General features: G+C 42.5%; 23 protein-coding genes and 2 pseudogenes. 8 read left to right on the top strand and 17 right to left on the bottom strand.

Annotated elements, in window-relative coordinates:
* Positions 1 to 113: 113 nt before the first annotated feature.
* Positions 114 to 950: an SWIM zinc finger family protein gene (locus ANSO36C_RS23700; protein ID WP_251956499.1), complete on the top strand. Its 837-nt coding sequence runs from the start codon at positions 114 to 116 to the stop codon at positions 948 to 950.
* On the opposite strand, the gene ANSO36C_RS23695 is transcribed toward ANSO36C_RS23700, so the two are convergent.
* The 4 genes and pseudogenes from ANSO36C_RS23695 to psbD form a co-directional block, all read right to left on the bottom strand.
* Entirely contained in the window at positions 893 to 1084 is a 192-nt protein-coding gene (locus ANSO36C_RS23695) for a hypothetical protein (RefSeq protein WP_251956498.1), read from the bottom strand. The genes ANSO36C_RS23700 and ANSO36C_RS23695 overlap by 58 nt on opposite strands.
* A gap of 21 nt (positions 1085 to 1105) precedes the next feature.
* Entirely contained in the window at positions 1106 to 1291 is a 186-nt protein-coding gene (locus ANSO36C_RS23690) for a PCP reductase family protein (protein WP_251956497.1), read from the bottom strand.
* Between the two features lie 130 nt (positions 1292 to 1421).
* Positions 1422 to 2814 (bottom strand): annotated as a pseudogene (gene psbC, locus ANSO36C_RS23685) (photosystem II reaction center protein CP43).
* Complete coding sequence (gene psbD / locus ANSO36C_RS23680; protein WP_012409998.1) at positions 2798 to 3853, bottom strand: photosystem II D2 protein (photosystem q(a) protein); 1056 nt, start codon at positions 3851 to 3853, stop codon at positions 2798 to 2800. The pseudogene psbC and the gene psbD overlap by 17 nt, the downstream one beginning before the upstream one ends.
* Positions 3854 to 4486: 633 nt before the next feature.
* Between psbD and ANSO36C_RS23675 the strand changes: the two are divergent.
* From ANSO36C_RS23675 to ANSO36C_RS23660, 4 genes and pseudogenes are all read left to right on the top strand, one after another.
* Positions 4487 to 5057, top strand: a pseudogene (locus ANSO36C_RS23675) (photosystem I assembly protein Ycf4).
* A gap of 121 nt (positions 5058 to 5178) precedes the next feature.
* Positions 5179 to 5976: a peptidylprolyl isomerase gene (locus ANSO36C_RS23670; RefSeq protein WP_251956496.1), complete on the top strand. Its 798-nt coding sequence runs from the start codon at positions 5179 to 5181 to the stop codon at positions 5974 to 5976.
* A 66-nt stretch (positions 5977 to 6042) separates the two neighbouring features.
* Complete coding sequence (locus ANSO36C_RS23665) at positions 6043 to 7188, top strand: beta-ketoacyl-ACP synthase (protein WP_251956495.1); 1146 nt, start codon at positions 6043 to 6045, stop codon at positions 7186 to 7188.
* A gap of 217 nt (positions 7189 to 7405) precedes the next feature.
* The gene (locus tag ANSO36C_RS23660) at positions 7406 to 8695 is read left to right on the top strand and encodes a Glu/Leu/Phe/Val family dehydrogenase (protein WP_251956494.1); all 1290 of its coding nucleotides are present in this window, start codon (positions 7406 to 7408) and stop codon (positions 8693 to 8695) included.
* Positions 8696 to 9072: 377 nt separating this feature from the next.
* On the opposite strand, the gene ANSO36C_RS23655 is transcribed toward ANSO36C_RS23660, so the two are convergent.
* From ANSO36C_RS23655 to ANSO36C_RS23645, 3 genes are all read right to left on the bottom strand, one after another.
* A complete protein-coding gene (locus ANSO36C_RS23655; protein ID WP_251956493.1) occupies positions 9073 to 10191 on the bottom strand; it encodes a Gfo/Idh/MocA family protein in 1119 nt (372 codons plus the stop codon).
* 649 nt (positions 10192 to 10840) lie between these two features.
* Positions 10841 to 11020: a hypothetical protein gene (locus ANSO36C_RS23650; protein WP_251956492.1), complete on the bottom strand. Its 180-nt coding sequence runs from the start codon at positions 11018 to 11020 to the stop codon at positions 10841 to 10843.
* A gap of 90 nt (positions 11021 to 11110) precedes the next feature.
* Positions 11111 to 12238 carry an ABC transporter ATP-binding protein gene (locus ANSO36C_RS23645; RefSeq protein WP_251956491.1) on the bottom strand — a complete coding sequence of 376 codons (1128 nt, stop codon included), beginning with the start codon at positions 12236 to 12238 and terminating at the stop codon, positions 11111 to 11113.
* A 50-nt stretch (positions 12239 to 12288) separates the two neighbouring features.
* On the opposite strand from ANSO36C_RS23645, the gene mrdA reads away from it, so the two are divergent.
* From mrdA to ANSO36C_RS23630, 3 genes are all read left to right on the top strand, one after another.
* The gene (mrdA, locus tag ANSO36C_RS23640) at positions 12289 to 14130 is read left to right on the top strand and encodes a penicillin-binding protein 2 (protein WP_251956490.1); all 1842 of its coding nucleotides are present in this window, start codon (positions 12289 to 12291) and stop codon (positions 14128 to 14130) included.
* 221 nt (positions 14131 to 14351) lie between these two features.
* On the top strand, positions 14352 to 14546 hold the full coding sequence (locus ANSO36C_RS23635) for a response regulator (protein ID WP_251956489.1): 195 nt from the start codon (positions 14352 to 14354) through the stop codon (positions 14544 to 14546).
* 49 nt (positions 14547 to 14595) lie between these two features.
* Positions 14596 to 15774: a hybrid sensor histidine kinase/response regulator gene (locus ANSO36C_RS23630; protein ID WP_251956488.1), complete on the top strand. Its 1179-nt coding sequence runs from the start codon at positions 14596 to 14598 to the stop codon at positions 15772 to 15774.
* Positions 15775 to 15853: 79 nt separating this feature from the next.
* On the opposite strand, the gene ANSO36C_RS23625 is transcribed toward ANSO36C_RS23630, so the two are convergent.
* The 10 genes from ANSO36C_RS23625 to ANSO36C_RS23585 all read right to left on the bottom strand — a co-directional run bounded on the left by ANSO36C_RS23625 (position 15854) and on the right by ANSO36C_RS23585 (position 25512).
* Complete coding sequence (locus ANSO36C_RS23625) at positions 15854 to 16564, bottom strand: DUF4079 domain-containing protein (protein ID WP_251956487.1); 711 nt, start codon at positions 16562 to 16564, stop codon at positions 15854 to 15856.
* A gap of 304 nt (positions 16565 to 16868) precedes the next feature.
* A complete protein-coding gene (locus ANSO36C_RS23620; RefSeq protein WP_251956486.1) occupies positions 16869 to 18524 on the bottom strand; it encodes a glycosyltransferase family 39 protein in 1656 nt (551 codons plus the stop codon).
* Positions 18525 to 18790: 266 nt separating this feature from the next.
* The gene (locus ANSO36C_RS23615; RefSeq protein WP_251956485.1) at positions 18791 to 19591 is read right to left on the bottom strand and encodes a GNAT family N-acetyltransferase; all 801 of its coding nucleotides are present in this window, start codon (positions 19589 to 19591) and stop codon (positions 18791 to 18793) included.
* 272 nt (positions 19592 to 19863) lie between these two features.
* Positions 19864 to 19956, bottom strand: a complete 93-nt coding sequence (locus ANSO36C_RS35035) for a hypothetical protein (protein WP_410174724.1) — start codon at positions 19954 to 19956, stop codon at positions 19864 to 19866.
* Between the two features lie 236 nt (positions 19957 to 20192).
* Positions 20193 to 21113 carry an NAD(+) kinase gene (locus tag ANSO36C_RS23610; RefSeq protein WP_251956484.1) on the bottom strand — a complete coding sequence of 307 codons (921 nt, stop codon included), beginning with the start codon at positions 21111 to 21113 and terminating at the stop codon, positions 20193 to 20195.
* Between the two features lie 6 nt (positions 21114 to 21119).
* Positions 21120 to 21425 (bottom strand): NADH-quinone oxidoreductase subunit NuoK, encoded by a 306-nt coding sequence (nuoK, locus tag ANSO36C_RS23605; protein ID WP_006199065.1) that lies wholly within the window; start codon positions 21423 to 21425, stop codon positions 21120 to 21122.
* A 149-nt stretch (positions 21426 to 21574) separates the two neighbouring features.
* Positions 21575 to 22189 carry an NADH-quinone oxidoreductase subunit J gene (locus ANSO36C_RS23600; RefSeq protein WP_323374490.1) on the bottom strand — a complete coding sequence of 205 codons (615 nt, stop codon included), beginning with the start codon at positions 22187 to 22189 and terminating at the stop codon, positions 21575 to 21577.
* A gap of 104 nt (positions 22190 to 22293) precedes the next feature.
* Positions 22294 to 22878 carry an NAD(P)H-quinone oxidoreductase subunit I gene (gene ndhI / locus ANSO36C_RS23595; RefSeq protein ID WP_251956483.1) on the bottom strand — a complete coding sequence of 195 codons (585 nt, stop codon included), beginning with the start codon at positions 22876 to 22878 and terminating at the stop codon, positions 22294 to 22296.
* 89 nt (positions 22879 to 22967) lie between these two features.
* Positions 22968 to 24086, bottom strand: a complete 1119-nt coding sequence (gene nuoH / locus ANSO36C_RS23590) for an NADH-quinone oxidoreductase subunit NuoH (RefSeq protein WP_251956482.1) — start codon at positions 24084 to 24086, stop codon at positions 22968 to 22970.
* Between the two features lie 289 nt (positions 24087 to 24375).
* The gene (locus ANSO36C_RS23585) at positions 24376 to 25512 is read right to left on the bottom strand and encodes a citrate synthase (protein WP_251956481.1); all 1137 of its coding nucleotides are present in this window, start codon (positions 25510 to 25512) and stop codon (positions 24376 to 24378) included.
* Between the last annotated feature and the right edge of the window lies 1 nt (position 25513).

The raw sequence follows: 25513 nt of genomic DNA, 5'->3' as shown, positions 1-25513 counted from the left end.
ACCTACTACAGAGTAAACTCATTCTTAACTTTTCTTCCTTTGCGCCCTTTGCGGTTCGTTTCTCACCCCTCTGATTAAATAACCAAATAAACCACTAGATTAAATATGCGATTATGACTAATTACACATTACAAGCAAGCCGAGAATGGTGGTCACAACAATGGCTAGATTTGCTAGATTCCTATCGCTTTAAAAAGCGTTTAGAACGCGCGAGAAATTATGCTCGTCAAGGAAATGTTCTGAGCATTGAATTTAAAGGTGCAAAAGTATTGGCTAGGGTACAAGGTAGTGAAATCGAACCTTATAAAGTTTCCCTTTCCCTTGAACCATTTACTGATGAACAATGGGGTTATGTCATTGAAACCATGTCCCAAAGGGCAATTTTTGCTGCCAAGCTACTAGCAGGAGAAATGCCACAAAATATAGAAGAAGTCTTCACGGCTAATGGTCTTTCGATATTTCCATTTACCCTTGGTGATGTCCAGAGTAAATGCTCTTGTCCTGATAAAGCAAATCCCTGTAAGCATATTGGTGCATTGTACTATCAGTTAGGCGATCGCTTCAGTGAAGACCCCTTTGTACTATTTCAATTACGCGGACGCACCAAAGAGCAAATTATCAGCGATTTACGTCAATTACGTAGTGCCAAGATTCAGCCCAATACCACAGAAACGCCCGAAATTCAACAGTTAATTCCTAATAACAAATACTCCGTAAAAATTGATTCTTTCTGGCAATACAGTGAGCCACTAGAGTCATCATTAGTAGTGATTGCGCCGTCTACTAATGAGATGGTACTAGATGTATTAGGAGCAATCCCCCTAGCTAAGGAAGAAGAAAATACAGCAAATTCAACTTCTAGTGATGTGGTAATGAAGTCTTTGAATACAGTTTACAGAGATGTGAGCCAGAAGGCTTTTTTAGCAGCAATGAATGTGGGGGGAAGCTGATCATAAAAGGTAGTGCGATCGTAAGCTAACCGTACTGCCCGATGCTCCCCCAAGTCTTTTAGAAGATTTTCAAACTGTTCCCAGCTAATGTTATGAAGCATTACTCGGTCTGCTCGATTTTTGGCGACTGTCATTGTTACGACCTCCAGAATCTTTTATTGTCCAAACTCAAGCCTAGCCTGTTCTACCAAATTAGCAGTAACAAGCTCTTGTCCTGCTTCACGGGCTAGTTGTTCAATTCTGGCTTTAGCTTGAGAGCGGACAAAAAAGGGAATATTTTGTAACTTTTCTTTAGCTTCAGATGTCCATCGCAAAGCATCAATAAAATCGGAATCGCTCATAGTATTAATTCCTTTGGTGAGTCGCTGACTTTAATCAATAGATGACTAATTTTCCTATAAAAAAAGCCCTTGCTTTTACGCAAGAGCTTTTAAATTATTTAATTGTCAGTGATGAGATAAACTTTACAACCTAATCTAGGTCGTCCATGAACATCACTGGCTCAGTCTCACGGTTAATTCCTTTCTCAAAACCACCAGCAGCAGCCCGTGCGCGACCAGCGTGCCACAAGTGACCAACTAGGAAGAAGAATCCTAGTACGAAGTGAGAAGTCGCCAACCAAGCGCGAGGAGATACATAGTTGAACGAGTTAATCTCGGTAGCCACACCACCCACAGAGTTCAAAGAACCCAAAGGTGCGTGAGTCATGTATTCAGCAGCGCGACGAGCTTGCCAAGGCTGAATATCATTCTTGATTTTTTCCAAGTCAAGACCATTGGGGCCACGTAGAGGCTCCAACCAAGGGCCACGGAAATCCCAGAAGCGCATGGTTTCACCACCGAAGATGATTTCACCAGTTGGAGAGCGCATCAGGTATTTACCTAGACCAGTGGGGCCTTGGGCAGAACCAACGTTAGCACCCAAGCGCTGGTCACGAATCAAGAAGGTCAAAGCCTGAGCTTGTGAAGCTTCTGGGCCGGTAGGGCCAAAGAATTCGCTTGGATAAACGGTGTTGTTAAACCAAACAAAGATTGAGGCAATGAAGCCCATTAGGGAAAGAGCGCCCAAGCTGTAGGAGAGGTAAGCCTCACCAGACCAGATGGATGCACGACGTGACCAAGCAAAAGGCTTGGTAAGAATGTGGAAAATACCGCCAGCGATACAGATAAAGGCAATCCAGATATGACCCCCGACCACATCTTCCAAGTTATCGACGCTGACAATCCAGCCTTCGCCACCAAAGGGAGACTTGATTACATAACCGAAGATAACGGCTGGGTTCAATGTCGGATTGGTAATAACACGAACATCACCACCGCCTGGTGCCCAAGTATCATACAAACCACCAAAGAACATTGCCTTCAGCACCAACAGCAAGGCACCGCATCCCAAAATAATCAGGTGGAACCCGATGATGTTGGTCATCTTGTTCTTGTCTTTCCAGTCGTAACCAAAGAAAGAAGAGTATTCTTCTAAAGTTTCTGGGCCACGAACGGCATGATAAATACCGCCAAAACCAAGAACGGCTGAAGAAATAAGATGGAGTACACCGACAACAAAGTAGGGGAAGGTGTCGATGACTTCACCACCAGCACCAACACCCCAACCCTGAGCGGCGAGGTGAGGTAACAAGATCAAGCCCTGCTCGTACATGGGCTTTTCAGGAATGAAGTGAGCGACTTCAAACAAAGTCATCGCTCCAGCCCTAGAATACAATCAAGCCAGCGTGGGCAACGTGAGCGCCCAAGAGTTTGCCAGATAGATTGATTAAACGCGCATTACCAGACCACCAGGCAAAGCCAGTAGATTCTTGGTCGCGTCCAGTGCCGCCTAATATATTTGGTCTATTAGAGAGCGTTACCACGTGGTAATACCTCCTCAGGGAATACAAATTGTTCGTGGGGTTGATCTTGAGGAGCCATCCAAGCGCGGATACCCTCGTTCAGCAAAATGTTTTTGGTATAGAAGGTTTCAAACTCAGGGTCTTCCGCCGCCCGTAATTCTTGGGAAACGAAATCATAAGCCCGCAGGTTGAGTGCTAAACCGACGATGCCGACGGCGCTCATCCACAAGCCTGTGACTGGCACGAACAACATAAAGAAGTGCAACCAGCGCTTGTTAGAGAAAGCAATACCGAAAATCTGTGACCAGAAACGGTTTGCTGTCACCATTGAGTAGGTTTCTTCTGACTGGGTGGGATTGAAGGCGCGGAAGGTGTTAGCACCATCACCGTCTTCAAACAAGGTGTTTTCGACTGTGGCTCCGTGAATGGCGCACAATAATGCACCACCTAATACACCAGCAACACCCATCATGTGGAAGGGGTTGAGTGTCCAGTTGTGGAACCCTTGCAGGAATAGTAGGAACCGGAAAATTGCTGCGACACCAAAGCTGGGTGCAAAGAACCAGCTTGATTGTCCCAAGGGGTACATCAGAAATACGCTGACGAATACTGCAATGGGAGCGGAGAAGGCGAGGGCGTTGTAAGGACGTATTCCTACTAGACGCGCAATTTCAAATTGGCGCAACATGAAGCCAATCAAACCGAAGGCTCCGTGTAAGGCGACAAATGGCCACAAACCACCCAATTGGAACCAGCGGGTGAGGTCGCCTTGAGCTTCTGGGCCCCACAACAGCAATAGGGAATGTCCCATGCTGTCGGCGGGGGTGGATACTGCCACTGTCAAGAAGTTAGCACCTTCTAGGTACGAGGAGGCTAATCCGTGGGTGTACCAAGAGGTGACGAAGGTTGTACCGGTCAGCCAACCGCCTAGTGCTAGGAAGGCGCAGGGGAACAGTAGTATCCCTGACCAACCTACGAATACGAAGCGATCGCGCTTGAGCCAGTCGTCTAATACGTCAAACCACCCTCTACTAGGGGCGCGTCCAACTGCGATGGTCATCGGACTAAAATCCTCTTTTTTTACTAAAATTGCAACGTTTCTAAGACAGTGCGGAGAGCCAGTGTAACCGACTGCCGTGAGGAACTAACGTTTTTTTTGACAATCTCAACAGCATCAAAGCAACTGAGATTCTGAGAGCCTGCTGATTAGTGAAATCAGTATTTCTCTTTGTTTATGCCATTACACGTACCATCGGCTAGTAATCTAGCCTGTGGTAACTTAATGATTCTTAACTTATCACATTAGTCAGGGTTTTTGCCTGATACGCAGAAGCAAATGTAGCTCTGAAACACGAACCTTATAAATAATATAAATATCAGAAATTTTACAATTTGACACAAGTTTTCTCAGAAATCTCAAAAAAATTAATGCAAATGGACGTATCTAGGTAACTTAATTCCCAAGAAGTCAAGAAGAGGTAAGGAGGGAGGAGCAAAGGAGCAGGGTAAAAACAATTGTGAGCCACTGAGTAAAAAAATTATGTAGCGTGCCCTAACAAATTATATGGGTAACAGCGACACGCAGGGGCGCAGTTGAGTTTTTGTCAACAATGTTTGGTAAAATGCACACAGAGCCACCACTCAATGCAAAAACATTTAGTGTGCAAGTAGGTCACGGGGCAATGGTAGTTTAATGACGACATCAACAACGATTAACAAAGGCGATCGCCTCCTGCATCAAAACGTTCTCGGTTCTCGTCGGTTCAGTAACTACTGGTGGGCAAACTATCGTTACCTTGGGAGCAAGCGGCTTTTTATTGGCTGGGGTATCCAGTTATTTAAAAGTTAATTTACTCATAGTTTCCGATCCAACTCAACTGGTATTTGTCCCCCAAGGATTGGTGATGGGGTTATATGGCACTGCTGGCTTGCTATTAGCCACATATCTGTGGCTAGTAATTTTATGGGACGTGGGAGGCGGTTACAATGAATTTAATCAGGAAACTGGGACAATCAAAATCTTCCGTTGGGGATTTCCTGGGAAAAATCGCCGAATTGAGATTAATAGCCGCATAGCAGATGTGCAATCTGTGATCATAACCGTCAAAGAAGGTCTTAATCCCCGTCGCGCCCTCTATCTACGCATTAAGGGTCGGCGAGATATACCCTTAACACGGGTTGGACAACCGATATCTTTAACAGAGTTGGAAACAGAAGGCGCAAAGTTAGCCCGCTTTTTAGAAGTTTCGCTAGAAGGACTTTGAAGGATGAGGGTAGAGGTTACAGTGTACAGATTATTCCTTATCACCTGTTAGCTGTCACCTCTCCCATAATCCCAATGCCCCCGAAAACGATAAGATACTCTGGTTAAATCAGTAACAGGCAATGCGGTTAAAAATTTCACAATTTTTGCTTTCTCTTGTGATCATCAGTGCCTTGATGTTGGGAGGATGTTCAACACAGCAAGTAGCTTCTAATGCATCTTCTCCAACCTCTACAGCTACCTCGACCACAAACGAGACAGGAATCAAGACAACTACTGAAGCAACATCTGTATCTCAAACTAGTAGTGATATTCCTGGAATAACAGATTTACCAAGGCTCGAAGGCAAGGCTACTGTGGTGCTAACGGTTAAAGGTTCGCCGATTACTATCGAAGTAGACGGCACTGATGCCCCCATTACAGCTGGCAACTTCGTAGATTTAGTGCAAAAGGGTGTGTACGATGGTTTGGCTTTCCATCGAGTTGTGCGCGAACCCCAACCCTTTGTAGTTCAAGGGGGCGACCCCCAAAGCAAAGATCCGAAAGTTCCGGCAGATAGACTGGGAACTGGTAGCTATATTGATCCAAAAACGGGAAATGCTCGTTATATACCTTTAGAAGTTAAGGCGAAAGGTTCCGATACTCCGACTTACAATAAACCATTTGATGCTACTGCTCAAGCCGTAGTATTGCCCCATAAGCTGGGTGCAGTAGCGATGGCGCGATCGCAAGCACCAGATTCCGCTTCTGCTCAGTTTTACATTGCTTTAGCAGATTTAGCGTTCTTAGATGGTAACTACGCCGTGTTTGGCAATGTCACTCAAGGCTTTGATGTTGTGAACAAAATTAAGCAAGGCGATCGCATCGATTCGGCTAAAGTTACCCAGGGTGCTGAAAATCTGAAAATACCAGGGCAGTAGGAGGAAGAGAGCAGGGGGCAGCCGGAAAATAATACAACTCCTAACTCCTAACTATTAACTCCTAAATTGGCAAAGGTTGTTGTCACTGGTATTGGTCTTGTTTCCGCCTTGGGTGGAAGCTTAGAGGATAGCTGGCAAAACTTGCTAGCAAGCAAATCTGGAATTAAGTTACATCAACCATTTCCAGAACTTAAACCACTTCCTCTAGGTTTAATTGCTCAACAACCATCTGAGTTGACAATGTTAACTCAGATGGTTGTTTCTTCTGCTTTGCAAGATGCTGGTTTAGTTCCACCCTTAGCTGATTGTGCTGTAGTTATTGGATCAAGTCGCTCTTATCAAGCATCTTGGGAGAGACTGGCGCGGCAAATGTATAAAGATGTGGAAAATTTGCCCGTTTCTGATTTTGAAAATTGGTTAGATATATTGCCTCATATCAATGCGATCGCAGCTGCAAGGCAAATCGGTGCATCAGGTATACTTTTAGCACCGATGGCAGCTTGTGCAACTGGAATTTGGGCGATCGCCCAAGCAGCTTTGCTTATCCAAACTGGGCAATGTCAACAGGCGATCGCAGGCGCAGTGGAAGCACCGATTACACCCCTAACTTTAGCTGGGTTTCAGCAGATGGGTGCTTTGGCAAAAACTGGGGCTTATCCCTTTGATTTACACCGGGAAGGTTTAGTGTTGGGTGAAGGCGCAGCTGTGTTTGTCTTGGAATCAGCAGAGTTAGCAAAACAGCGTCAAGCAAAAGTGTATGGTGAAATTCTCGGTTTCGGCTTAACTAACGACGCATATCATGGTAATTCACCAGAACCTGAAGGTAAAAGTGCGATCGCAGCTATCAAACAATGTTTAGAACGTAGTTGTCTGACACCAAGTGACATTGATTACATTCATGCTCATGGTACAGCAACCCAGCTAAATGACCAGATAGAGAGTATGGTAATTCAGCGTTTGTTTCCCCAAGGTGTGGCAGTTAGTTCCACTAAAGGAAGCACAGGTCATACACTAGGGGCATCTGGAGCTTTAGGTGTAGCTTTTTCTCTCATGGCATTAAAGCATCAAATCTTACCACCCTGTGTAGGATTGCAGCAGCCAGAGTTTGACTTAGACATCGTGACAGCAGCACGTTTAAGCAAAATTAGGCAGGTACTATGTTGCAGTTTTGGCTTTGGGGGACAGAATGCCGCGATCGCGTTAGCAAAGTAGAAACTTGTCAGTTTAACTATCTGAGCCACATTACATATAAGTTTTACTTAAGTATTTGCTTTTGATATATAATTATCCTGCTTTTGCAGGCATTAGCAGAATATAAAAAATAAAACTGTAACAAAAACTACAAAATTCCTATTTTCCCAAAAAACAGGATAAGCTAAATACAGATGATATCCGGTTCGTAAAGATACCGTGATTAGGAGAAAATTTTATGATTTCAAAATCTCTGCTGCTGCCAGAACCTGCTTCTCCAGCGCATATATGCCCATTTGACCAAGCCTGTAGTTACTTAGAAGCGGCAGCTAAAGAATTAAATTTAAATCAGGGTTTGCTAGAAATTCTCAGCCACCCGCGTAAGGTTGTCACGGTTTCCATTCCCGTGAAACTAGATAATGGGGAAATACAAGTTCTCGCTGGACACCGGGTGCAGCACTCTGATGTCTTAGGCCCATATAAAGGCGGAATCCGTTACCATCCGGCTGTGACATTGCGCGAAGTATCCGCTCTAGCAATGTTGATGACCTGGAAATGCGCCTTATTAGGTATTCCCTACGGTGGTGGAAAGGGTGGCATTGCTATAGATCCCAAACGCTACAGTGTTGGCGAATTAGAGCGAATCAGCCGCCGTTATATCAGCGAGTTGATTAAAGATATTGGGCCTTCCGTAGATATTCCTGCCCCAGATATGGGTACTTCTGCCCGTGAAATGGCTTGGATGATGGACACCTACTCTGTAAACGTTGGTCATGCTGTACCAGGAGTTGTAACTGGGAAACCCCTTTCTATTGGTGGTTCTTTGGGACGAGAAATGGCAACTGGACGTGGCACGATGATTATTGTCCGTGAGGCCCTAGCAGATCAAGGTAAATCTCTGGCAGGAGTGCGAGTAGCCATTCAGGGTTTCGGTAACGTCGGCTGTGCCGCAGCAGAATTACTATATGAAGCAGGTGCGAAAATTATCGCTGTTTCAACTGGTGCTGGAGGAATATTTTCCGAAGTTGGTCTTGATATTCCCAAGTTGAAAGTCTACGCTGCTGAAAATCGCAAGAGTATTGTCGGTTTCCCGCAATCTGTACCAATTAGCAATGCAGATTTATTAACTTTACCCTGTGATGTCTTAATACCAGCAGCTTTGGAGAACCAAATCACTGAAGAAAATGTGAATCAAGTACAGGCGCAGATTGTCGCAGAAGCAGCTAACGGCCCGGTTACTCTTGAGGCTAACTTGGCATTAGAGGCGCGGGGTGTGACAGTGCTACCCGATATTTTGGCCAATGCTGGCGGTGTAGTAGTCAGTTATTTGGAGTGGGTGCAGGGTCTTTCTTACGTATTTTGGGATGAGGAGCGCGTCAACCGCGAAATGGAGCATTTGATGGTGCAAGCCTACCGTAAGGTGATTCACCAGTCTGAGGTGCGCCAAATTTCTTTAAGGTTAGCAGCTTACACACTGGGGGTAGGTAGAGTGGCTCAGGCGCTGACTGACAGAGGTCTTTATCCTTAATATTTATTTGGACATAGACAGCAGTTTTTAATTGAATAAAAAACATATAAGGGCACAACTATAATATTGTGCCCTTATATTATGTTGTGAATAGCGAGTATTTTTTGTTCTGACTTTTCACATTATGTGGAAAAGTCCACCAAGAACCTAACCCCCAACTCGTCGCGGGAAGGCGGAAAATTCAAAGTCTCTCTCCTTTTAGGAGAGAGATTTAGAGAGAGGTTTTCCAGATACCGTGAAAAGTCAGATTTTTGTTGAGCGATCGCTACAAAATGACTAGTACTAAGTGTCTATTATCCAATAATTATACACTTAGTACATTCTTTATCTCACCAAGCTTGATTTTGTGCAACTTCACCAAGAATCAGTATTAGTAATCATTGCCCAGAAGGTGCAGCAGCATGAATCAAATCTGGCTTCTCGTCACTAGGAGGACGCTCAATAGTTTGATCCAATGTTGGACGTTGATGGCGATCGCTAGTTTGAATCTGCACAGGTTGACGCGTCTCAATTGACTGGTAAAGCGCTTGAATGATCGAAACATCAATCAAGCCTTCTGTCCCAGATGGTTCTGGGTCTTTATCTTCGAGAATACAATCAGAGAAGTACGTAAATTCAGCCGCTAGTTGATCGTGATCCTCAAAGGTACGCTCTTGAGTTTCACCATTAATTGTCAGATAATGCTTGATTTCTCCCTGCCAAGGATATGCAGGTTTTACTCGTAAATCACCTTGATTACCTATAATCTGATAGGTTGAAACACTTGCACCTCCAAAGCTACAGGTAAATGTTGCCAATCGCTCATTCGGGAAACGCAAGATGACGCTAGCCATTTCTTCCACTTCACTGAAGCGTTGTTCTCCATTATTGGCAGCTACAGCAAATACTTCAATTGGTTCATCTTGAAATAAATAACGTGCAGCATTAATGCAGTAGATGCCAATATCATAGAGTGTTCCACCACCGGTAACATCTCGTAAACGAATATTGCCTCCTTCTACTTGCTGAGTAAAAATCGAGTTGAAAATTCGTGGTTCACCAATTTGCTTTGAGCGGACAATTTCCACAGCTTGTAAATTGGCTTCTTCTAAATGTAAGCGATAGGCAATCATCAGCTTCACATTATTATCATTGGCAGCTTTAATCATTGCCTCACAGTCTTCTTCTGTGACTGCCATCGGCTTTTCACATAATATATGAATTGCCTGATTAGCAGCCCGCACAGTGAAGTCACAATGCAAGTGATTCGGCAGCGCAATATAAACTGCATCAATCTCGCCACTTGCTAGACAGTCCTCATACTCCTCGTAAGAGTAAGTATGCTCTATACTATACTTTTTGCTCAGTTCTTCGTTTTTAGTAGGGTCATCTGAAACCAGTGCCACTAATTCTGAGTTGTCAGCGTGGGCAAAGGAAGGTAAGGCAGCTTCTTGGGCAAACCAACCTAAACCAACAACTGCGTAACGAATTTTGCGTTTACCATTTGTAGCAATCATTATCTACTCCGTGATGAATACTTTTGTAACTTTCATGCACTAATTACATGCAAATCATGGCTAATCAGCAATAATCAATTTATAAGTTTAAGAATTTGGAGATTAATGAATGGGATCTCGTATATTCTCAATGACTTGGTAAATTAAAACCTCATTCTTTTAGTAAGCTTTAGTTTAGACTTAAGGAATATTTGCGCTATTACACCCTAGCTGAAATTCATAACCTCAGCATGATGGATACTGAGTATATAGCGTTAGCACCCCAAGGCTATGATCCAAAACTTGAATGCCATTTGAAAAATCTCACACATTTGGTGCAGCCTCACAAAAAAGTGGTGGAAGTCCTAAACGCAACTAAGCTTTGCTTGTATTTTATGTTACAAAAAAATGAGTAAGTACTTGGTATATATGGCAACTTACAGCAAATTGCAATCAAACGTGCCACAGATAAAAGTACTGAAAGCAACACTGGGCTTTGTTTTAGGATTTATTTTGTGGTGGGTTTGATCGAAAACTGCTGTAACTCCCTAAGCAGAGTACTGTAGTGGTTTAATTTCCAATAGACATCTCCAGAAATTAAATATGCGTTATCCAGAATCCTTGTAGAGACTTAGCACTGCTATGTCTCTACATTCATTTTCGGAGATGTCTAATCTGCATCTTCTGCAATCAATTGATGTATGCGTTGAAATAGTTCTTCATTGATACGCTGTTGACGTTCAGCTAGATCGTGTTCCGTGAAATCGCTAGTCTCTTTTACCTCTGTAATAGGAGCTGCGGTTTCTGTAAAAAGAGTATTCATGCGATCGCTAGCATCTACACGAGTCATGGTAATTATAATTGTTGTCGGGAGCTTAAATCTAGCTTTTACACCTTTACTCGCCATATAGTGATTGGTTTCTTGGTTTCGTGCAGATTGTTATTGAGTAATAGCTAAACAATCACTTTCTGCCCACCAAGCGTAGATAGGCGTGTCGCGGTCTGGCAAAATTCCAAAAGTATTAGGTTGTAAGACATTGATGCTAATACCATTTGTTAATTCCATAACATAATTAACGTGTGTGCCCAAATACATAACGTTGATCAGCCGTCCTTCAAAGCAGTTAGCTGGCAAATTGGGTGGATAAAGTGAAAGCTGTATTTTCTCTGGACGCACGCAAACTACCACCGCTTGTGATAATTCAGTTGGTGTATCTTCAGCCCGGCTAATGACAATTGAAAGTCCTGTTTTCGTTGAAATTCGCACATTAGAGGAGTCTACCTCGGCGATTTCACCGCTAAATAAATTAGTATCGCCAATAAAATCAGCAACAAAGGATGTCTGGGGACGTTCGTAAATTTGGCTGGGAGTGCCAACTTGTTCAATTTTGCCTTGGTTCATCACGGCAATGCGATCGCTCAAAGACAATGCCTCTTCTTGGTCGTGTGTCACCATCACAAAGGTCACTCCCAAGTCTTTGTGTAAATTTGATAACTCAACCTGCATCTCTTTACGTAGTTTTAAATCTAACGCCCCTAAAGGTTCATCCAGTAATACAACAGTAGGACGGTTGACTAAAGCCCTTGCTAAGGCGACCCGTTGCTGTTGGCCACCAGAAAGTTGATTGGGAAAGCGCGATCGCAAACTTTCCATTTTCACGAGTTTTAACGCTTCTTGGACTCTAGCTTCAATTTTCGATTTGGGTATTTTTTTTAACCGCAGTCCGAAGGCGATGTTATTCCAGACATTCAGGTGGTTAAATAGGGCGTAACTTTGAAATACAGTATTGACGGGTCGGCGGTAAGGCGGCACATTAGTCATAGATTGACCCTGAATTAGCACCTTGCCAGCGTCAGCGATTTCAAAGCCAGCTATTAAGCGCAGCGTTGTTGTTTTACCACAACCGGAGGGGCCTAAAATGCTAAAAAATTCTCCTTGTCTGACATCCAAATCGATTCCATTGACTGCTGGTTCTTGGTTAAAAAACTTGAAGACATTACGCAGTTCAACATCAAGTGGCTGAAAAGTTGTTATCCCCCTCTGATTCTGCATGACAATTTGAGCCATAATCTTCCGTAGAATGCCGTGATCTTACGTTATTTTGTCAATTATTGCTTATGTTTCCATCAATTGGTAGCAAAAAAGATACACGTACCGTTGGACGTGGTTTCCAATCAATATTTTTAATCGTATTTACGCTATTAATGCTCGCTGGTATTGAGGCTCGTTTGGCATATTTGCAAATTGTTGAAGGGCCAAAACTTCGAGAACGAGCCGAAGCGAACCGAATTCGGATGATTCTTAAACAACCAGAACGAGGTAATATTTTTGACCGAAATGGCAAACTTTTAGCTAGTACTCGCTATCCTAGCTCTGTATATTTGTGGCCGATGGCACATACTAAGCCTTCGTGGTCTATGGTTGGCCCGCGTCTAGCGCAAATTCTTAATATTCCCCAAGATGAGATGGAAAAGAAATTAGAACAAGCAGGTGTTAATTCTTCTTCACTCATTCGGGTTGCTCGTGATTTAAATGAAGCAGAAATCACGGCATTAAAGGAGTATAAAAATGAACTGCCAGAAGTAGAAATTAATACAGATTCTGTGCGTTATTATCCCCACGGCAAGGACTTAGCCCATGTACTAGGTTATACGCGAGAGTTGACCGCCGACCAGTTAAAGGACAAAAAGCAGGATGGCTACCGATTGGGAGATGTAATCGGCCAAATGGGGGTGGAAAAGGCTTACGAGAAAATGCTGCGGGGTGAATGGGGCGGTCAGCAGGTGGAAGTAGATGGTGCGGGTAGACCAATCCGAGTTTTAGGAGAGAAACAAGCAAAAGCTGGTAACGATTTACACCTAACCCTAGATTTGGATGTGCAAAAAGCAGCAGAAAAAGCTTTGGGAAATCATCGAGGTGCGATCGCCGCAATTGATCCGAATAATGGTGCTGTTTTAGCTTTGGTATCTTACCCCACCTTTGACCCGAATATCTTCTCTAAACAAAAACTCTCCCAGAAAGATTGGGAAAGCGTACAAGGGAAAGATCATCCCTTAGTCAACCGTGCCCTAAGTGGCTTTCCACCCGCCAGTACGTTCAAAATTGTCACCACAACAGCCGGACTAGAATCAGGTGAATTCTCCCCTGATACAATATTACAAACCTTCGGTTCTCTTACCGTTGGTGGCGTGACTTTTGGTGAGTGGAACCACGCCGGATTTGGGCCATTAGGATTTCCCAGAGCAATGGCTATGAGTAGTGATACTTTCTTCTATCAAGTTGGTAGGAAAGTCGGTGGCCCAACTTTAATCGAATGGAGTCGCAAATACGGGTTTGGTCAAAGAACTGGCATTGAATTTCAGGGCGAAGAATCAAAAGGTTTGGTTCCAGATGAAACATGGAAGCAGAGAGTTTTAAAAACACCTTGGAGTGTAGGCGACACTATTAATATGTCAATTGGTCAAGGCGCTTTGCAAGTAACACCTCTGCAATCGGCGATTATGTTTTCTGTTCCTGCTAATGGTGGGTATCGAGTTCAGCCGCATTTGCTTAAAGACAACGAAGAAGCAAAAAGTTGGCGAGAATCCTTAAATATGAAGCCGACAACTATTAAAGTTCTCCGCGACGGACTGCGGAGGGTAGTGAGTGAGGGTACTGGTAAGCGCTTAGATGTGCCGACAATTGCCCCAGCATCTGGGAAGAGTGGCACTGCTGAAGCTGGTGTTGGTCGCCCAAATCATACTTGGTTTGGTGCTTATGCCCCCAGTAATAAGCCGGAAATTGTAGTTGTGGCCTTTGGGGAAAACTCCGGCGAACATGGTGGTACTATTTGCGGGCCAATGGTTTTACAAGTACTAGAAGCTTATTTTCAGCACAAGTATCCAGGTAGGTATCAAAAACCTCAGCCTGAGCCATCAGAAGCTAAAACTCAGAGTTCAGGACATGGCACTGGAGATTAATGCTTTGTCCCATTAATTTTGAGGAGGTTGAGAAACCAACCGCATACTCCTACGGAGAAGCAAGCTACCGGCACGGCATGGTGGTCGCATCTGGGCTGAGTGACAACTGAGCATAAGAACAGTATTTTTTTTACCTTAAACACAAATTAAGGTATCTTTAGTATATATACTAAAGATCAGCTTAATAACCTCTTAATACCTGCCTGACTAACCGTCAGACATTGCGATCGATTGAAGTTTTGCTAATTGAAGACTCTCCTAGTGATGCTAACTTAACCATTAAAGGCTTTTTAAATACTCAAATCACCAACAACTTCCACTGGGTTGAAGATGGTAGCAGCAAGATTACTAAAAAAGTAATTGGGTTGGAAATTTCAATTTTTGCTTACAAAACCAGAAAATTAATCCCTGTCTAAGAAATAGAAAATCAGGTAATTGTCTAGCAAATTGATATAACCCTGTACTATGGAAAAACTCACCATTCACATTCTATTAGTAGAAGATAGTGCCAGTGATGCCTATCTGCTGCACCAGATATTTTTACATGCACATCAAGAACAATGGCAGATGTTACATGTTGAACGGCTATCTGAGGCAATAGAGGCTAGCAGGGAAAATTCTACATCCAACCTTGATAATTCTCAGGTAGTGAGTCGAAGTCAACGCAGATTCGACCTAGTTTTGCTAGACCTCAGCCTCCCAGACTCTATTGGATTGGACACGTTAAAAGAATATCAGGCAGTAGTGCCTGATATCCCAGTTGTGGTGTTAACAGGTCTTGATGATGAAGATTTAGCACTGCAAGCATTAGCAGAAGGCGCACAAGACTATTTAGTTAAAGATCAGATTACTATACAACGCTTAGTGCGTGCTATTCGTTATGCCATTGAAAGGAGCGAAATTCTCAATCAAGTACGGGAGAGCGAAGAACGTACCCGTCAAGCGCTGGCAAAGGAACAGGAACTCAACGAGTTAAAGTCGAACTTTGTAGCAATGGTTTCCCACGAGTTTCGCACCCCTATGACGACGATTCGGACGGCTGTAGAGATATTGGAATACAACAACGATAAACTAACTAATGACCGAAGAACTAAATATTTTGATCGAATACAAAATGCTATCAACCAAATGCTTCATCTTTTAGATGAGATATTGTTCTTGAGTAAAACCGAAGCAACCAAACTCGAATATAATCCTACACTTTTAAATTTAGAAAATTTCTGTAGTGAACTCATAGATATTCTCCAACTCAATGCAGGTAGTCAGCACAACATTATCTTTACTTTTCAAGGAGAATCGACCCAAGCCCAAATGGATGAAGATTTACTAAATTGTATTTTAACCAATTTGATTTCCAATGCCATCAAATATTCCCCTCAAAATCATACTATTTGGTTTGATTTGATTTGCAAAGATAGGCTTGCAACTTTCCAGGTAAGAGATCAGGGCATGGGCATTCCTCTCAAAGACCAAAGCCGTCTATTTCAAACTTTCTATCGCGCTAGCAATGTGGGTGTAATTCAAGGAACAGGGCTAGGACTCACTATAGTTAAAAAATGTGTGGAGCTACATGGTGGTCATATTCAATTAGAAAGTGAGCAGAATGTTGGCACAACAGTAATTGTAACTTTACCACTGCAATGATTAGCCAAGTAAATTAAAACGCTCTCATAATAGTTGAACATTGGACAGAGGGCAGTTCAAGAAATTTCTACCTATTTTGTTACTTAGGATTTGACATTGGACAAGTTTTCTTAGCAAAATCACACTGATAAATATATGGTTCTTGCCAACTTAAGGGAATTTCTAATAAGTCTCGTGTCCCTGTCATGCCTTGTCCAATAAATAGCAGCAAAGCAATGCAGTTTAAAATTGTATGGATAATACGCCAGCGATTGGACTTATCTTGATAAATGTCTTGAACAATTGCTAATGAAAAAATCATCAGTAGTGCTGCGGTAATACCAATATAATAATGTGACCAATACCACTCATTGGTACGGCGGTATACTCCATCTTGACAGCCTAAAATAACTAAACCTGCACCAGCTAAAGTTGCAAAAACTACTCGCCACAAGCGCTGCTTTGCCCGAAAAAGAAATACTAAAGAGGCAATAGTCGCAGCAAATAGTAACAGGATAAAAATAACTTGAAAAGGTGTTTTATTCCACAATTGATTTGTGATAATATTTTTGCCAATAGGGTAGCTTAATCCAATTAAAGTTAATCCGACAACTGCACTTGTGAGCCTTTCACCTAACTGCTTATGTTCTCCACCCACCACTGGAGGAATCTTGCTCTTATTCCCGGCTAAAATTTGCAATCTGCGTTGGCGTGTTTGCCAAGCAAAGTTAACCACTGTACCGATGAGTGGAAACACAAATATAACTGCGATCGCAGGATGTAAAAGCCCAAGAAAATCTGTTATCTGCATAGAACACCTTTCAATGAATCATTGAATTCATCTCAAAGGACAATTTAAAGCATCGTACCACCACTTAAATTAATTTCCGATGAGAATCTGTTTAAGATTTATTTTCGCTATTTTTAGCTGATCTTAAGAAAACAAATATTTGAATATCTTATAAAAGATGATGACTATTTTAAGTATTGCTCTATGTAGTTAAAAACACATAGATTAATATTTAACTATGAAATAATACAAAATTTGATCTCTACTTATAATTACTTTTTATTTTTTTGCATCAAATATAAAATACAATATGTAAATTACCACACTATAAACCAGCAGCTAATTTATTATTAGGTGAGATATTACGTTGGCGTAACTTACGAGGTTTAGCCAATTTCCATAATGAATAATAGTTATCACTATAAACAATATCTGTCTTTAATTTATACTTGTTTTCTATTGTTTCGCGCCAAGTGTCTGAAGGATTGAATAAAAAAATATCAGTAAAACCATTAGGAATTTTGGGAGTTTTTTGATTATTCACCAACAAAAATCGCACTTTTGGTTCTAAAAGATAACTTAGAGAAAAGACATTCCCATAATTGTTGCCTAAAGCATCACTAATCAAAAGTGGGCGATTACTCTGGTTGATTATTTGGGCAACTTGTGGATTTCCATAGTTCATACCCTTATTCCACCAAGTTTCTGCCTGGGAACTCACTTTAAAAGAAATCAGACCACAAACAATTACTAATGCCATGATTATATGCCAGATATTCCGGCGTGATCCGCTTCCATTATAAAGTTGCGTAGCTAGTAGATGAGCAACAGCCACTTGAATTCCTAAATAAGATGGTATTAAATACGGTTCGGTAGATGCTCGTATACCCCCAGCAATTAAATCGGGCATTATTAGTGGTAGTGCTGGGACTACAATCAATGTGATGATAAAAAACCAGACTTTATAGTTAGTTGTCTGACAAAGAAAATAAATTGAATATCCCACCAAAATCAAGAAAAGTGTTGCAATTAAATAGTTTAAGGTGTTTTCTAGACTTAGGTTAATATCAAAAAATATCCGGATTAACTGCATTAGCAAAAATGGAAATATAGGTATTAAAGGTGGCTGCGCGGTTGTTTTATCTGCTGAAATCAAAAATTGAAAGAAGTCACCAATTACAACTGTTATCCAAGGTATGAAGGCTAAAAAAGATACTAATGATGCCAACAGATAAGTCCTAACAGTTTCAGTAAACTTAAATTTGGCAGTAATCATCACATAAATTCCATGAGCAAGTGCTACAAATGCACTCCAAATAAATGTATAAAGGCTGATAGTCAAAGTTACTGCATAAATGCTCCAGATAGCGAATAAATCTGGTCGTTGTCGTTCTTTTGCTAGCTCATCTTGTAGTCGCATTGCTCTCAGCAGAGACGCACCAGATAGTAAGATCGTGACTAACCAAAGAATATATTCTTGTGCTTCTTGGGCGTATACTAGCTGAATTGGAGAGATTGCCATGAGTGCGATCGCTACACCAGGAACCGATAATGGTACATTAAATAATTCTCGACATAGCCAATAAACACAAGGAAAAACTAGCAAACTAATACATGCGGATAAACTTCTAATCGCCGTCACCGAATTACCAAAGATTTCCATCCACAATCTGGCTATTATGTAATACAACGGTGGATGCTGAGAATCTTGTTTTGCCAAAGACATAATTGTGTCATTCAAGCTATTTTCTGAGTTTGCACCTTGAAACTGGGCAAAACTCTCCCTACCAATGACACGATTATTAAAAAGTTGCCGTTTTGCTTCATTAATTGTGTAACCAGAAATCCGCAATGAGGCATAAGTTTCATCATGCCAATAAACTTTGCCATCAAGATTAGAAAAGCGAAACAATATACCCATCGCCAATAAGAAAATAATTAAAAATCGCAACCAACTCGGAGCAAATTTGAGATGGCGCATAAGCAAGCTTCCTTAAAAATTTTCTCAAATTATCTAATCGAATAGATTGGATGAGGTGTCGCAGCTACGCCCGTTCTAGCCATCGCCAAGATTTCAAGCAAAGCCTATTTGTTAAACATCGCCAACCTTACTTTAATTCGATTGGGAAGATTGGTAATCAACACCCCTTCTTTATTAACTACAAAAATAAATGGACAAGGTTGTATCAAATCCCGCAAAACTAAACTTGGTTTTAAAAACGAGATATTAATGAAGTGTAAAATACACTAAGTGTAACCGTTTGGATAACGCCATCCAGCAAAATCTGCAATATTAGATATAGTTAAAAAATCAATAGTCTTAAACTGCCGATCAATAGCTGGAAGGCTGCATATTTTAGCTCCAATATTCAAGTATGACTGCAAAACTTTAGGAATTTCAACATTATATGAATCTGGATAATTGTGAGACAATTCTAGACAAAATTGGGGATTTGGATAAACCAAAATATTCGGATGCATCAAGCCTTTATGCCGAAAATAATTATAAGTGCAAGTCGCTTGCCAAGGACATTGTGTTAGTAATGATGCACAGCCAAAGAAATATTGGTTTTTACTCCAGATGAGATAATTTGCCAGCCCTTCCCAAAGTAATAAAAGTGCCTGACTATTGCGATATTCTTTAGCTATACATGCACGCCCAACTTCTACTGATACTTGAAGCACAGAATTAGGAATTCCATTAAGATTAAATATATCGGCAGCATCAAAGCCCAGTCTTTGAGAAGCCATTGTATAGGTTTGCATCCGATAAGTTCCAATGGTTTTACCCGTTTGTTTGGAGATCAGGATTAGATGATGGCAAACCGCATCAAACTTATCTATATCCATCTGGGTAAAATTAGAAGTAGAGAATCCTAAGCCTAGTTCAAGATTAAAAACTTCAAAACGCAACCGAAAAATTGATTCTAATTCTCCTTCAGTAGAAGCAAGTTGTAGGATATATTTTTCAGTTTGAAGGACGGGAAAATCTTCAAGATTGGGAGGAAAATTTAGTGGGTAATTGATGTTGCGTCCAGAAACTTCCATCTATCTTCCTACTTAGATTTGCGAAAATATTCTACTAGGATTTAAGCACTATACAAATAGCTCACATTATGAATTAATGTGTCGAAGGGTGATTGAGACGGTTTTTGACAAAATATCCTTTAGAAAGCTTTTTTACTTTCTTGGATTAGAGGTAGAGTGCTTTTATTATGGACATTATTACTAAAAAATCTGGCAATAAGATACAAAATTTTCCTTTGAGATACGCTATAAATACTAGCCAGTTAAAATAATCAAAATCAGGACAGCCGCATCTAAATCAGTCCTTCAGGCGCAAGACGACCTTGATCCCGAAACCTACGATACACGGGCAGAGGATCTTCATTTTTAAAGTGTTCAACAATCATGTAAAGCATATCAGTATTGGATTGTGTGGAATTGAATTTTTTTCTAATTCTTCCTCTGCTTCCCCTGAGAAAGCCCTGGATAAATCCAGGGGCTTAAATATTTTGGCTGCGATGCTTGCAGTGAGCGTAGCAGTCGTCTAGGGCGGGTATGCGATCGCCTACAGTGGGCAGCGCGATGCCTACGGCGGGCGGGTACGCCATCGCAATCTGCGGTAGATGCACTCTAAAATACTTAATTAATTACGGTGATTATTGCTGTAGTGAATCCGTGTACCGGCCCAAAGCAACTTCTCCCGTAGCGTCTGATAGTAGGAATTGTTCTCGCGCAAAATAATAAATTTAGCCCGACAATCTGCCATCCGCACATCAACGCGGTGTCCCGGCCAAATTGAAGTCCCCAAAACCCCATCTGTCCAAAGCTTGGTACTCAAATCGTAATCCCCCAAAGGCCAAATACTCACCACAGAACCAGGGGGTAAAACAAGGGGGCGACTAGAAAGGCTCATTGCACAAATGGGAGTGATAGTAATCGCCTCCATACCATCATGCATAATTGGCCCATTAGCAGAAACAGTGTAACCAGTGGAACCTGTAGGGGTAGAAATAATCAACCCGTCCCCGACGTACTGATCGACTACCTCACCGTCAATTTCCATTTCCAGAATTGAAGTAATCATTCGATCTGCGGAGGCAGGTTTGACACAAAATTCATTCAGAGCCAGATAATGCTCACTCACTGGTTCTAAATTAGACCCGTGACCCTCATACACAGCAGCTTGTAACATCATCCGTCGTTGGATAGCATAGCGATCCTCAAACAGTCGATCCCAAACTTTCTCTGTATCCTGAAACTCTTCCACCGACTCAGTTAAAAACCCCAGATGGCCTCCCACATTCACTCCCAGAATTGGGATGCCAGCTGGGGCCAAATGTCTGGCACCAGTTAAAACAGTACCATCGCCACCAAGTACCAAGGCGAGATCAATTGGTTGAGCCGCCGAAGCCAAAAAGACAGGATAGGGGTTGTCTTTCGGCCCGCTAGGCCCCATCAACACCTGGCACTCGCGGCTTTCTAGTTGTTTAGCACAGAGTTCTGCCCATTGTTTACTCCGGGCATCTCGCGCTTTATAAGCAATGATTACCTGCTTGAGTTGCACGCACAATTACCACTTCAGGAGATTAAACTGCTCCATATCGACGGTATCACGGTTGCGATAAATGGCAAGCACGATCGCTAAACCCACCGCCGCCTCGGCTGCGGCCACGGTGATCACAAATACTGTGAAAACCTGACCCTTAATTAATGTTGAGTCGAGGAAGTTGGAAAATGCCATTAAATTCAGATTAACAGCATTGAGCAGTAACTCAATCGACATCAGCACCCGCACAGCGTTGCGGCTGGTAATTAAACCGTAGATGCCGATGCAGAATAAAGCTGCTGCTAGTAATAAAAAGTACTGGAGTTGCATGAATCTAAGTATCCCTCCTGAAAAGTCTGGCTATTTATCTGCGACTTATGGCTGTTTTCAATTCGGCAAAATACAGCTGGCAGGGGCGCACATCTGTACGCCCCTACGACATATTTCATCCAAATGATAATTGCTACAAATCACAAATATTACTCTTTTGTTTCGCTGGTTGTTGATACAAGTTCTCTGGGGCGTTCTTGCAAAGTCAAAACAGTTTGCCCCAGTTTAGATGGTGTCAACAGGTCTGGCAAATACTCGCGGCGTGCCAAAATAATTGCTCCTACCATCGCTATCAGCAGCAAAATGGAAGCCAGTTCAAAAGGTAATAAAAAGTCAGTGAAGAAATGTTCTCCAATTAAAACTATAGAACTTTCACCACCTGCCACAGGAGCAGCTGAGTAAGCCCAAGGAGTAGCCAGCACCATCGTACTTAAAAGACCGAACAATCCTATACTGACTATACCTGTTAGTACTTTCCGCACCCAAGAGTTGGGAAATGCTACAAAATCCTCGCGCTTGTTCACCAACATAATGGCAAACAAAATCAATACGTTAACCGCCCCAACGTAAATCAGTATTTGTGCAGCTGCAACAAAATCAGCATTTAGCAACAGGTAGATTCCCGCTATGCTGATGAACACACCCCCAAGCATAAAGGCAGAATAGACGATGTTGGAAAACAGCACCACACCAATGGCTGCCCCAATCATCATCACGCCTAATATGCCAAGCGATACAAACTGTACTCCTTCCGCTAGATTCACTGTTTTTTGTCCTTAGTCATTGGTCATTGGTCATTGGTCATTGGTCATTAGTCATTAGTCATTGGTCAAATAACAAAGAACAACGGACAAATGACAAATTACATTTATTTTTCTGTTTTTTCTACCAGGTCTTCTGGACGCGCACCTGCACGTGGCGCATCTGCGGGAAGTCCATGTGGTTCGAGGACGCCTTTGGGTAGATAAACTAGTTCGCGCAGTGGTGTAACCATTGGATCATCTGTTACCTTGTAGGGCAGACGACCTAGCGCTACGTTGTCATAGTTCAATTCATGGCGATCGTAAGTGGAAAGCTCATACTCTTCTGTCATCGATAGACAGTTAGTCGGGCAAAATTCCACGCAATTACCGCAAAAGATACAAACTCCAAAGTCAATACTGTAGTGGTTGAGTTTTTTCTTTTTGCTGGCTTTGTCGTATTCCCAATCTACTACAGGCAGGTTAATCGGACAAACGCGAACGCAAACTTCGCAGGCGATGCACTTATCAAATTCAAAGTGAATCCTACCGCGAAACCGTTCGCCAGGGATCAGTTTTTCGTAAGGGTACTGTACGGTAATCGGACGCCGCCGCATGTGGTCAAAGGTGACAGAAAGTCCCTGACCAATGTAACGCGCAGCTTGTACCGTTTCTTTGGCGTAATCACCAACTTGTTTCAGGAACTTTAGCATTGTGTTTCACTCTCTCTTTTGGATTTTGGATTTTGAATTTTAGATTTTAGATTCAATCCAAAATCTAAAATCTAAAATCTAAAATTGGTTCACCCGCCGAAGGCGAAGGGAAAGGCTAGTTTTAGGGCGGCGGTTAATAGAAGATTAACCAAACCAACTGGCAACAAAAACTTCCATCCTAAATCTAATAGTTGGTCAATCCGTACCCGTGGCACTGTCCAGCGCAACAGAATGGCGACAAACACTAGTAAATAGGCTTTGAACACGGTCATCGTAATCCCCAAAGCAGCAGTTACTATCTGGAACACGGGGTTTAGTTCACTGACTCCCAGCCAACCAGCGATCAGGTTGAGGGGAATGGGAAAGTCCCAACCGCCCAGGTAAAGAATTGCTACTAGTAAGGAAGAAAGAATCAAGTTAACGTAGGAACCCAGGTAGAACAGACCGAATTTCATACCTGAGTATTCAGTCTGATAGCCTGCGACGATTTCTTCTTCCGCTTCGGGTAAGTCAAAGGGTAATCGTTCGCATTCAGCTAGGGCGGCTATCCAAAAGATTAGGAAACCGATTGGTTGTCGCCAAATGTTCCAGCCCAGAATGCCGTAGCCAGACTGTTGATTGACAATATCAACTGTGTCGAGGCTGTTAGACATCATAGCGATCGCTAAGACCGCCAGTGACAAAGGAATTTCATAACTAATAGATTGCGCTGCTGCCCGCAACCCCCCTAAGAGGGAGTATTTGTTATTAGATGCGTAGCCAGCCATCAATAAACCAATGGGTTGAATGCTTGACAAGGCAATCCACAAGAATACGCCCATGCCCACATTGCTAATTACGATATTCTGTCCAAAGGGCACAATCAGGAACGACAGAAACACCGGAATTACAACAATAATTGGCCCAAGGGTAAACAGCCAAGGGTCAGATTTGGCTGGTACTATATCTTCTTTAAATACCAACTTCAAACCATCCGCTACAGGTACCAGCAACCCAAAAGGGCCCTGGTATTCTGGGCCAATTCGCTGCTGTGCGGAGGCAGAAATTTTCCGTTCTAGCCAAGTAGCAACTAATACCCCGACTGTTGCCCCAATCAGCATCAGTACCATTGGCAGGGGCATCCAAATCGCTTTGGCTGTTCCTGCTGGTATACCTAAATCCCGGAGGGATTCAATAAAAGTTCCTTGGAGGTCAATTCCTGAATTCATGTTTCCGCTCTTTAAGACATCGAGTCATGGTGAGTTACAACTATTACTTGAACTAATAACTGTAAATTCACCCATTTATAATTTTTGCTGTGATGACGCCCGATTGAAAATTTGTTGCCAATTCCCATGCCTAGTATATCGTTGGATGGTTTGACCACTCTGAAGCGAGATAAGAACTTCTACTTATGGTTGGCATTGAGATTGGCTATTTAGGGGGCGCAAGGACAAGAGGACAAGGGGAATAATCTGCTCAATGCCCCATGCCCCATGCCCAATCCCCAATCCCCAGTTACCGTTGCTCAATAGGAGTATAAGTAACTTCGTGCAGACCGTTGTAAACCTGGGTAGGACGGAAAATCCGGTTTTCTGCTAGTTGTTCTTTCCAATGGGCTAACCAACCGGCAACGCGAGCGATCGCAAATATTGGCGTAAACAAGTCTGTAGGAATTCCCATCTTCCTATACACTAAACCAGAGTAAAAGTCAATATTGGGATAAATCCCCTTGCTACCGAGTTTTTCCTCTACCACTCGTTCCATTTCTTGAGCAATGTCATAAAACTTGTCATGGCCAAACTTTTCAAACAATTGCTCTGCTAGTCCTTGTAAAATTATGGCTCGTGGGTCTTTCACTTTATACACACGATGTCCAAAGCCCATAATCTTAGATTTACTTTCGAGACAATGGTCTATGTAAGGACGGACATTTTCCACAGAGCCAATTTTTTCCAACATCTGAATTACTTCTTCATTGGCTCCACCATGCAGAGGCCCACCCAAAGTTCCGACGGCACTTGCAACTACAGCGTAAGGATCAGTCAAGGTGGAAGCTGTCACCCTGGCACTGAAAGTAGAAGCATTCATTGTATGCTCGACCTGAAGGATCAAGCAGATATCAAACACTCGCGCCATCAGAGGATCAGGTTCTCGCTCATCAAGCATGTATAGAAAGTTGGCGGAGTAGTCTAAGTCATCACGAGGACGTACAGGGTCATTGCCTTTTCGCATCAGTTGGAACGCCGCCACCATCGTGGGAATGGTCGCTATCAGGCGCACCACCGACTCTCGAATGTAGACAGGGTTATGTAAATCGCGGAGCGAATAAAACAAGCCTAAAGCCGCAGCAGAGGCTTGCAAGGCATCCATTGGGTGGCCGCTTTCTGGAAAGCATTTCATCATGTCCCGAATGCGGTACTTTATTCGCCTGTGGAAACGAACTTCATGCTCAAATGTTTTTAGTTCTTCCTTGCTTGGCAGTTCGCCCCAGATTAAGAGATAAGCAGTTTCTAGGAATGTACTTTTTTCTGCTAGTTCTTCAATCCGAATGCCACGATATTCTAGTATTCCCTTTTGCCCATCAACATAGCTGATACTTGATTGAGCGGCGGGAATGCCTTCTAAACCAGGCTTGTATTCGCACACCATCATG

The organism is Nostoc cf. commune SO-36, from assembly GCF_023734775.1.
In the GTDB taxonomy this organism is placed as follows: domain Bacteria; phylum Cyanobacteriota; class Cyanobacteriia; order Cyanobacteriales; family Nostocaceae; genus Nostoc; species Nostoc commune_A.
The sequence above is the reverse complement of the archived record's forward strand: the minus strand, read 5'-3'. Positions and strand labels throughout refer to the sequence as shown.

Excerpts from the sequence above, each read along its gene's own strand:
- ANSO36C_RS23700 (WP_251956499.1), top strand. The coding sequence starts at position 114 with ATGACTAATTACACATTACAAGCAAGCCGAGAATGGTGGTCACAACAA.
- ANSO36C_RS23695 (WP_251956498.1), bottom strand. The coding sequence starts at position 1,084 with ATGACAGTCGCCAAAAATCGAGCAGACCGAGTAATGCTTCATAACATT.
- ANSO36C_RS23690 (WP_251956497.1), bottom strand. The coding sequence starts at position 1,291 with ATGAGCGATTCCGATTTTATTGATGCTTTGCGATGGACATCTGAAGCT.
- psbD (WP_012409998.1), bottom strand. The coding sequence starts at position 3,853 with ATGACCATCGCAGTTGGACGCGCCCCTAGTAGAGGGTGGTTTGACGTA.
- ANSO36C_RS23670 (WP_251956496.1), top strand. The coding sequence starts at position 5,179 with ATGCGGTTAAAAATTTCACAATTTTTGCTTTCTCTTGTGATCATCAGT.
- ANSO36C_RS23660 (WP_251956494.1), top strand. The coding sequence starts at position 7,406 with ATGATTTCAAAATCTCTGCTGCTGCCAGAACCTGCTTCTCCAGCGCAT.
- ANSO36C_RS23655 (WP_251956493.1), bottom strand. The coding sequence starts at position 10,191 with ATGATTGCTACAAATGGTAAACGCAAAATTCGTTACGCAGTTGTTGGT.
- ANSO36C_RS23650 (WP_251956492.1), bottom strand. The coding sequence starts at position 11,020 with ATGACTCGTGTAGATGCTAGCGATCGCATGAATACTCTTTTTACAGAA.
- ANSO36C_RS23645 (WP_251956491.1), bottom strand. The coding sequence starts at position 12,238 with ATGGCTCAAATTGTCATGCAGAATCAGAGGGGGATAACAACTTTTCAG.
- mrdA (WP_251956490.1), top strand. The coding sequence starts at position 12,289 with ATGTTTCCATCAATTGGTAGCAAAAAAGATACACGTACCGTTGGACGT.
- ANSO36C_RS23630 (WP_251956488.1), top strand. The coding sequence starts at position 14,596 with ATGGAAAAACTCACCATTCACATTCTATTAGTAGAAGATAGTGCCAGT.
- ANSO36C_RS23625 (WP_251956487.1), bottom strand. The coding sequence starts at position 16,564 with ATGCAGATAACAGATTTTCTTGGGCTTTTACATCCTGCGATCGCAGTT.
- ANSO36C_RS23620 (WP_251956486.1), bottom strand. The coding sequence starts at position 18,524 with ATGCGCCATCTCAAATTTGCTCCGAGTTGGTTGCGATTTTTAATTATT.
- ANSO36C_RS23615 (WP_251956485.1), bottom strand. The coding sequence starts at position 19,591 with ATGGAAGTTTCTGGACGCAACATCAATTACCCACTAAATTTTCCTCCC.
- ANSO36C_RS35035 (WP_410174724.1), bottom strand. The coding sequence starts at position 19,956 with ATGATTGTTGAACACTTTAAAAATGAAGATCCTCTGCCCGTGTATCGT.
- nuoK (WP_006199065.1), bottom strand. The coding sequence starts at position 21,425 with ATGCAACTCCAGTACTTTTTATTACTAGCAGCAGCTTTATTCTGCATC.
- ndhI (WP_251956483.1), bottom strand. The coding sequence starts at position 22,878 with ATGCTAAAGTTCCTGAAACAAGTTGGTGATTACGCCAAAGAAACGGTA.
- nuoH (WP_251956482.1), bottom strand. The coding sequence starts at position 24,086 with ATGAATTCAGGAATTGACCTCCAAGGAACTTTTATTGAATCCCTCCGG.
- ANSO36C_RS23585 (WP_251956481.1), bottom strand. The coding sequence starts at position 25,512 with ATGATGGTGTGCGAATACAAGCCTGGTTTAGAAGGCATTCCCGCCGCT.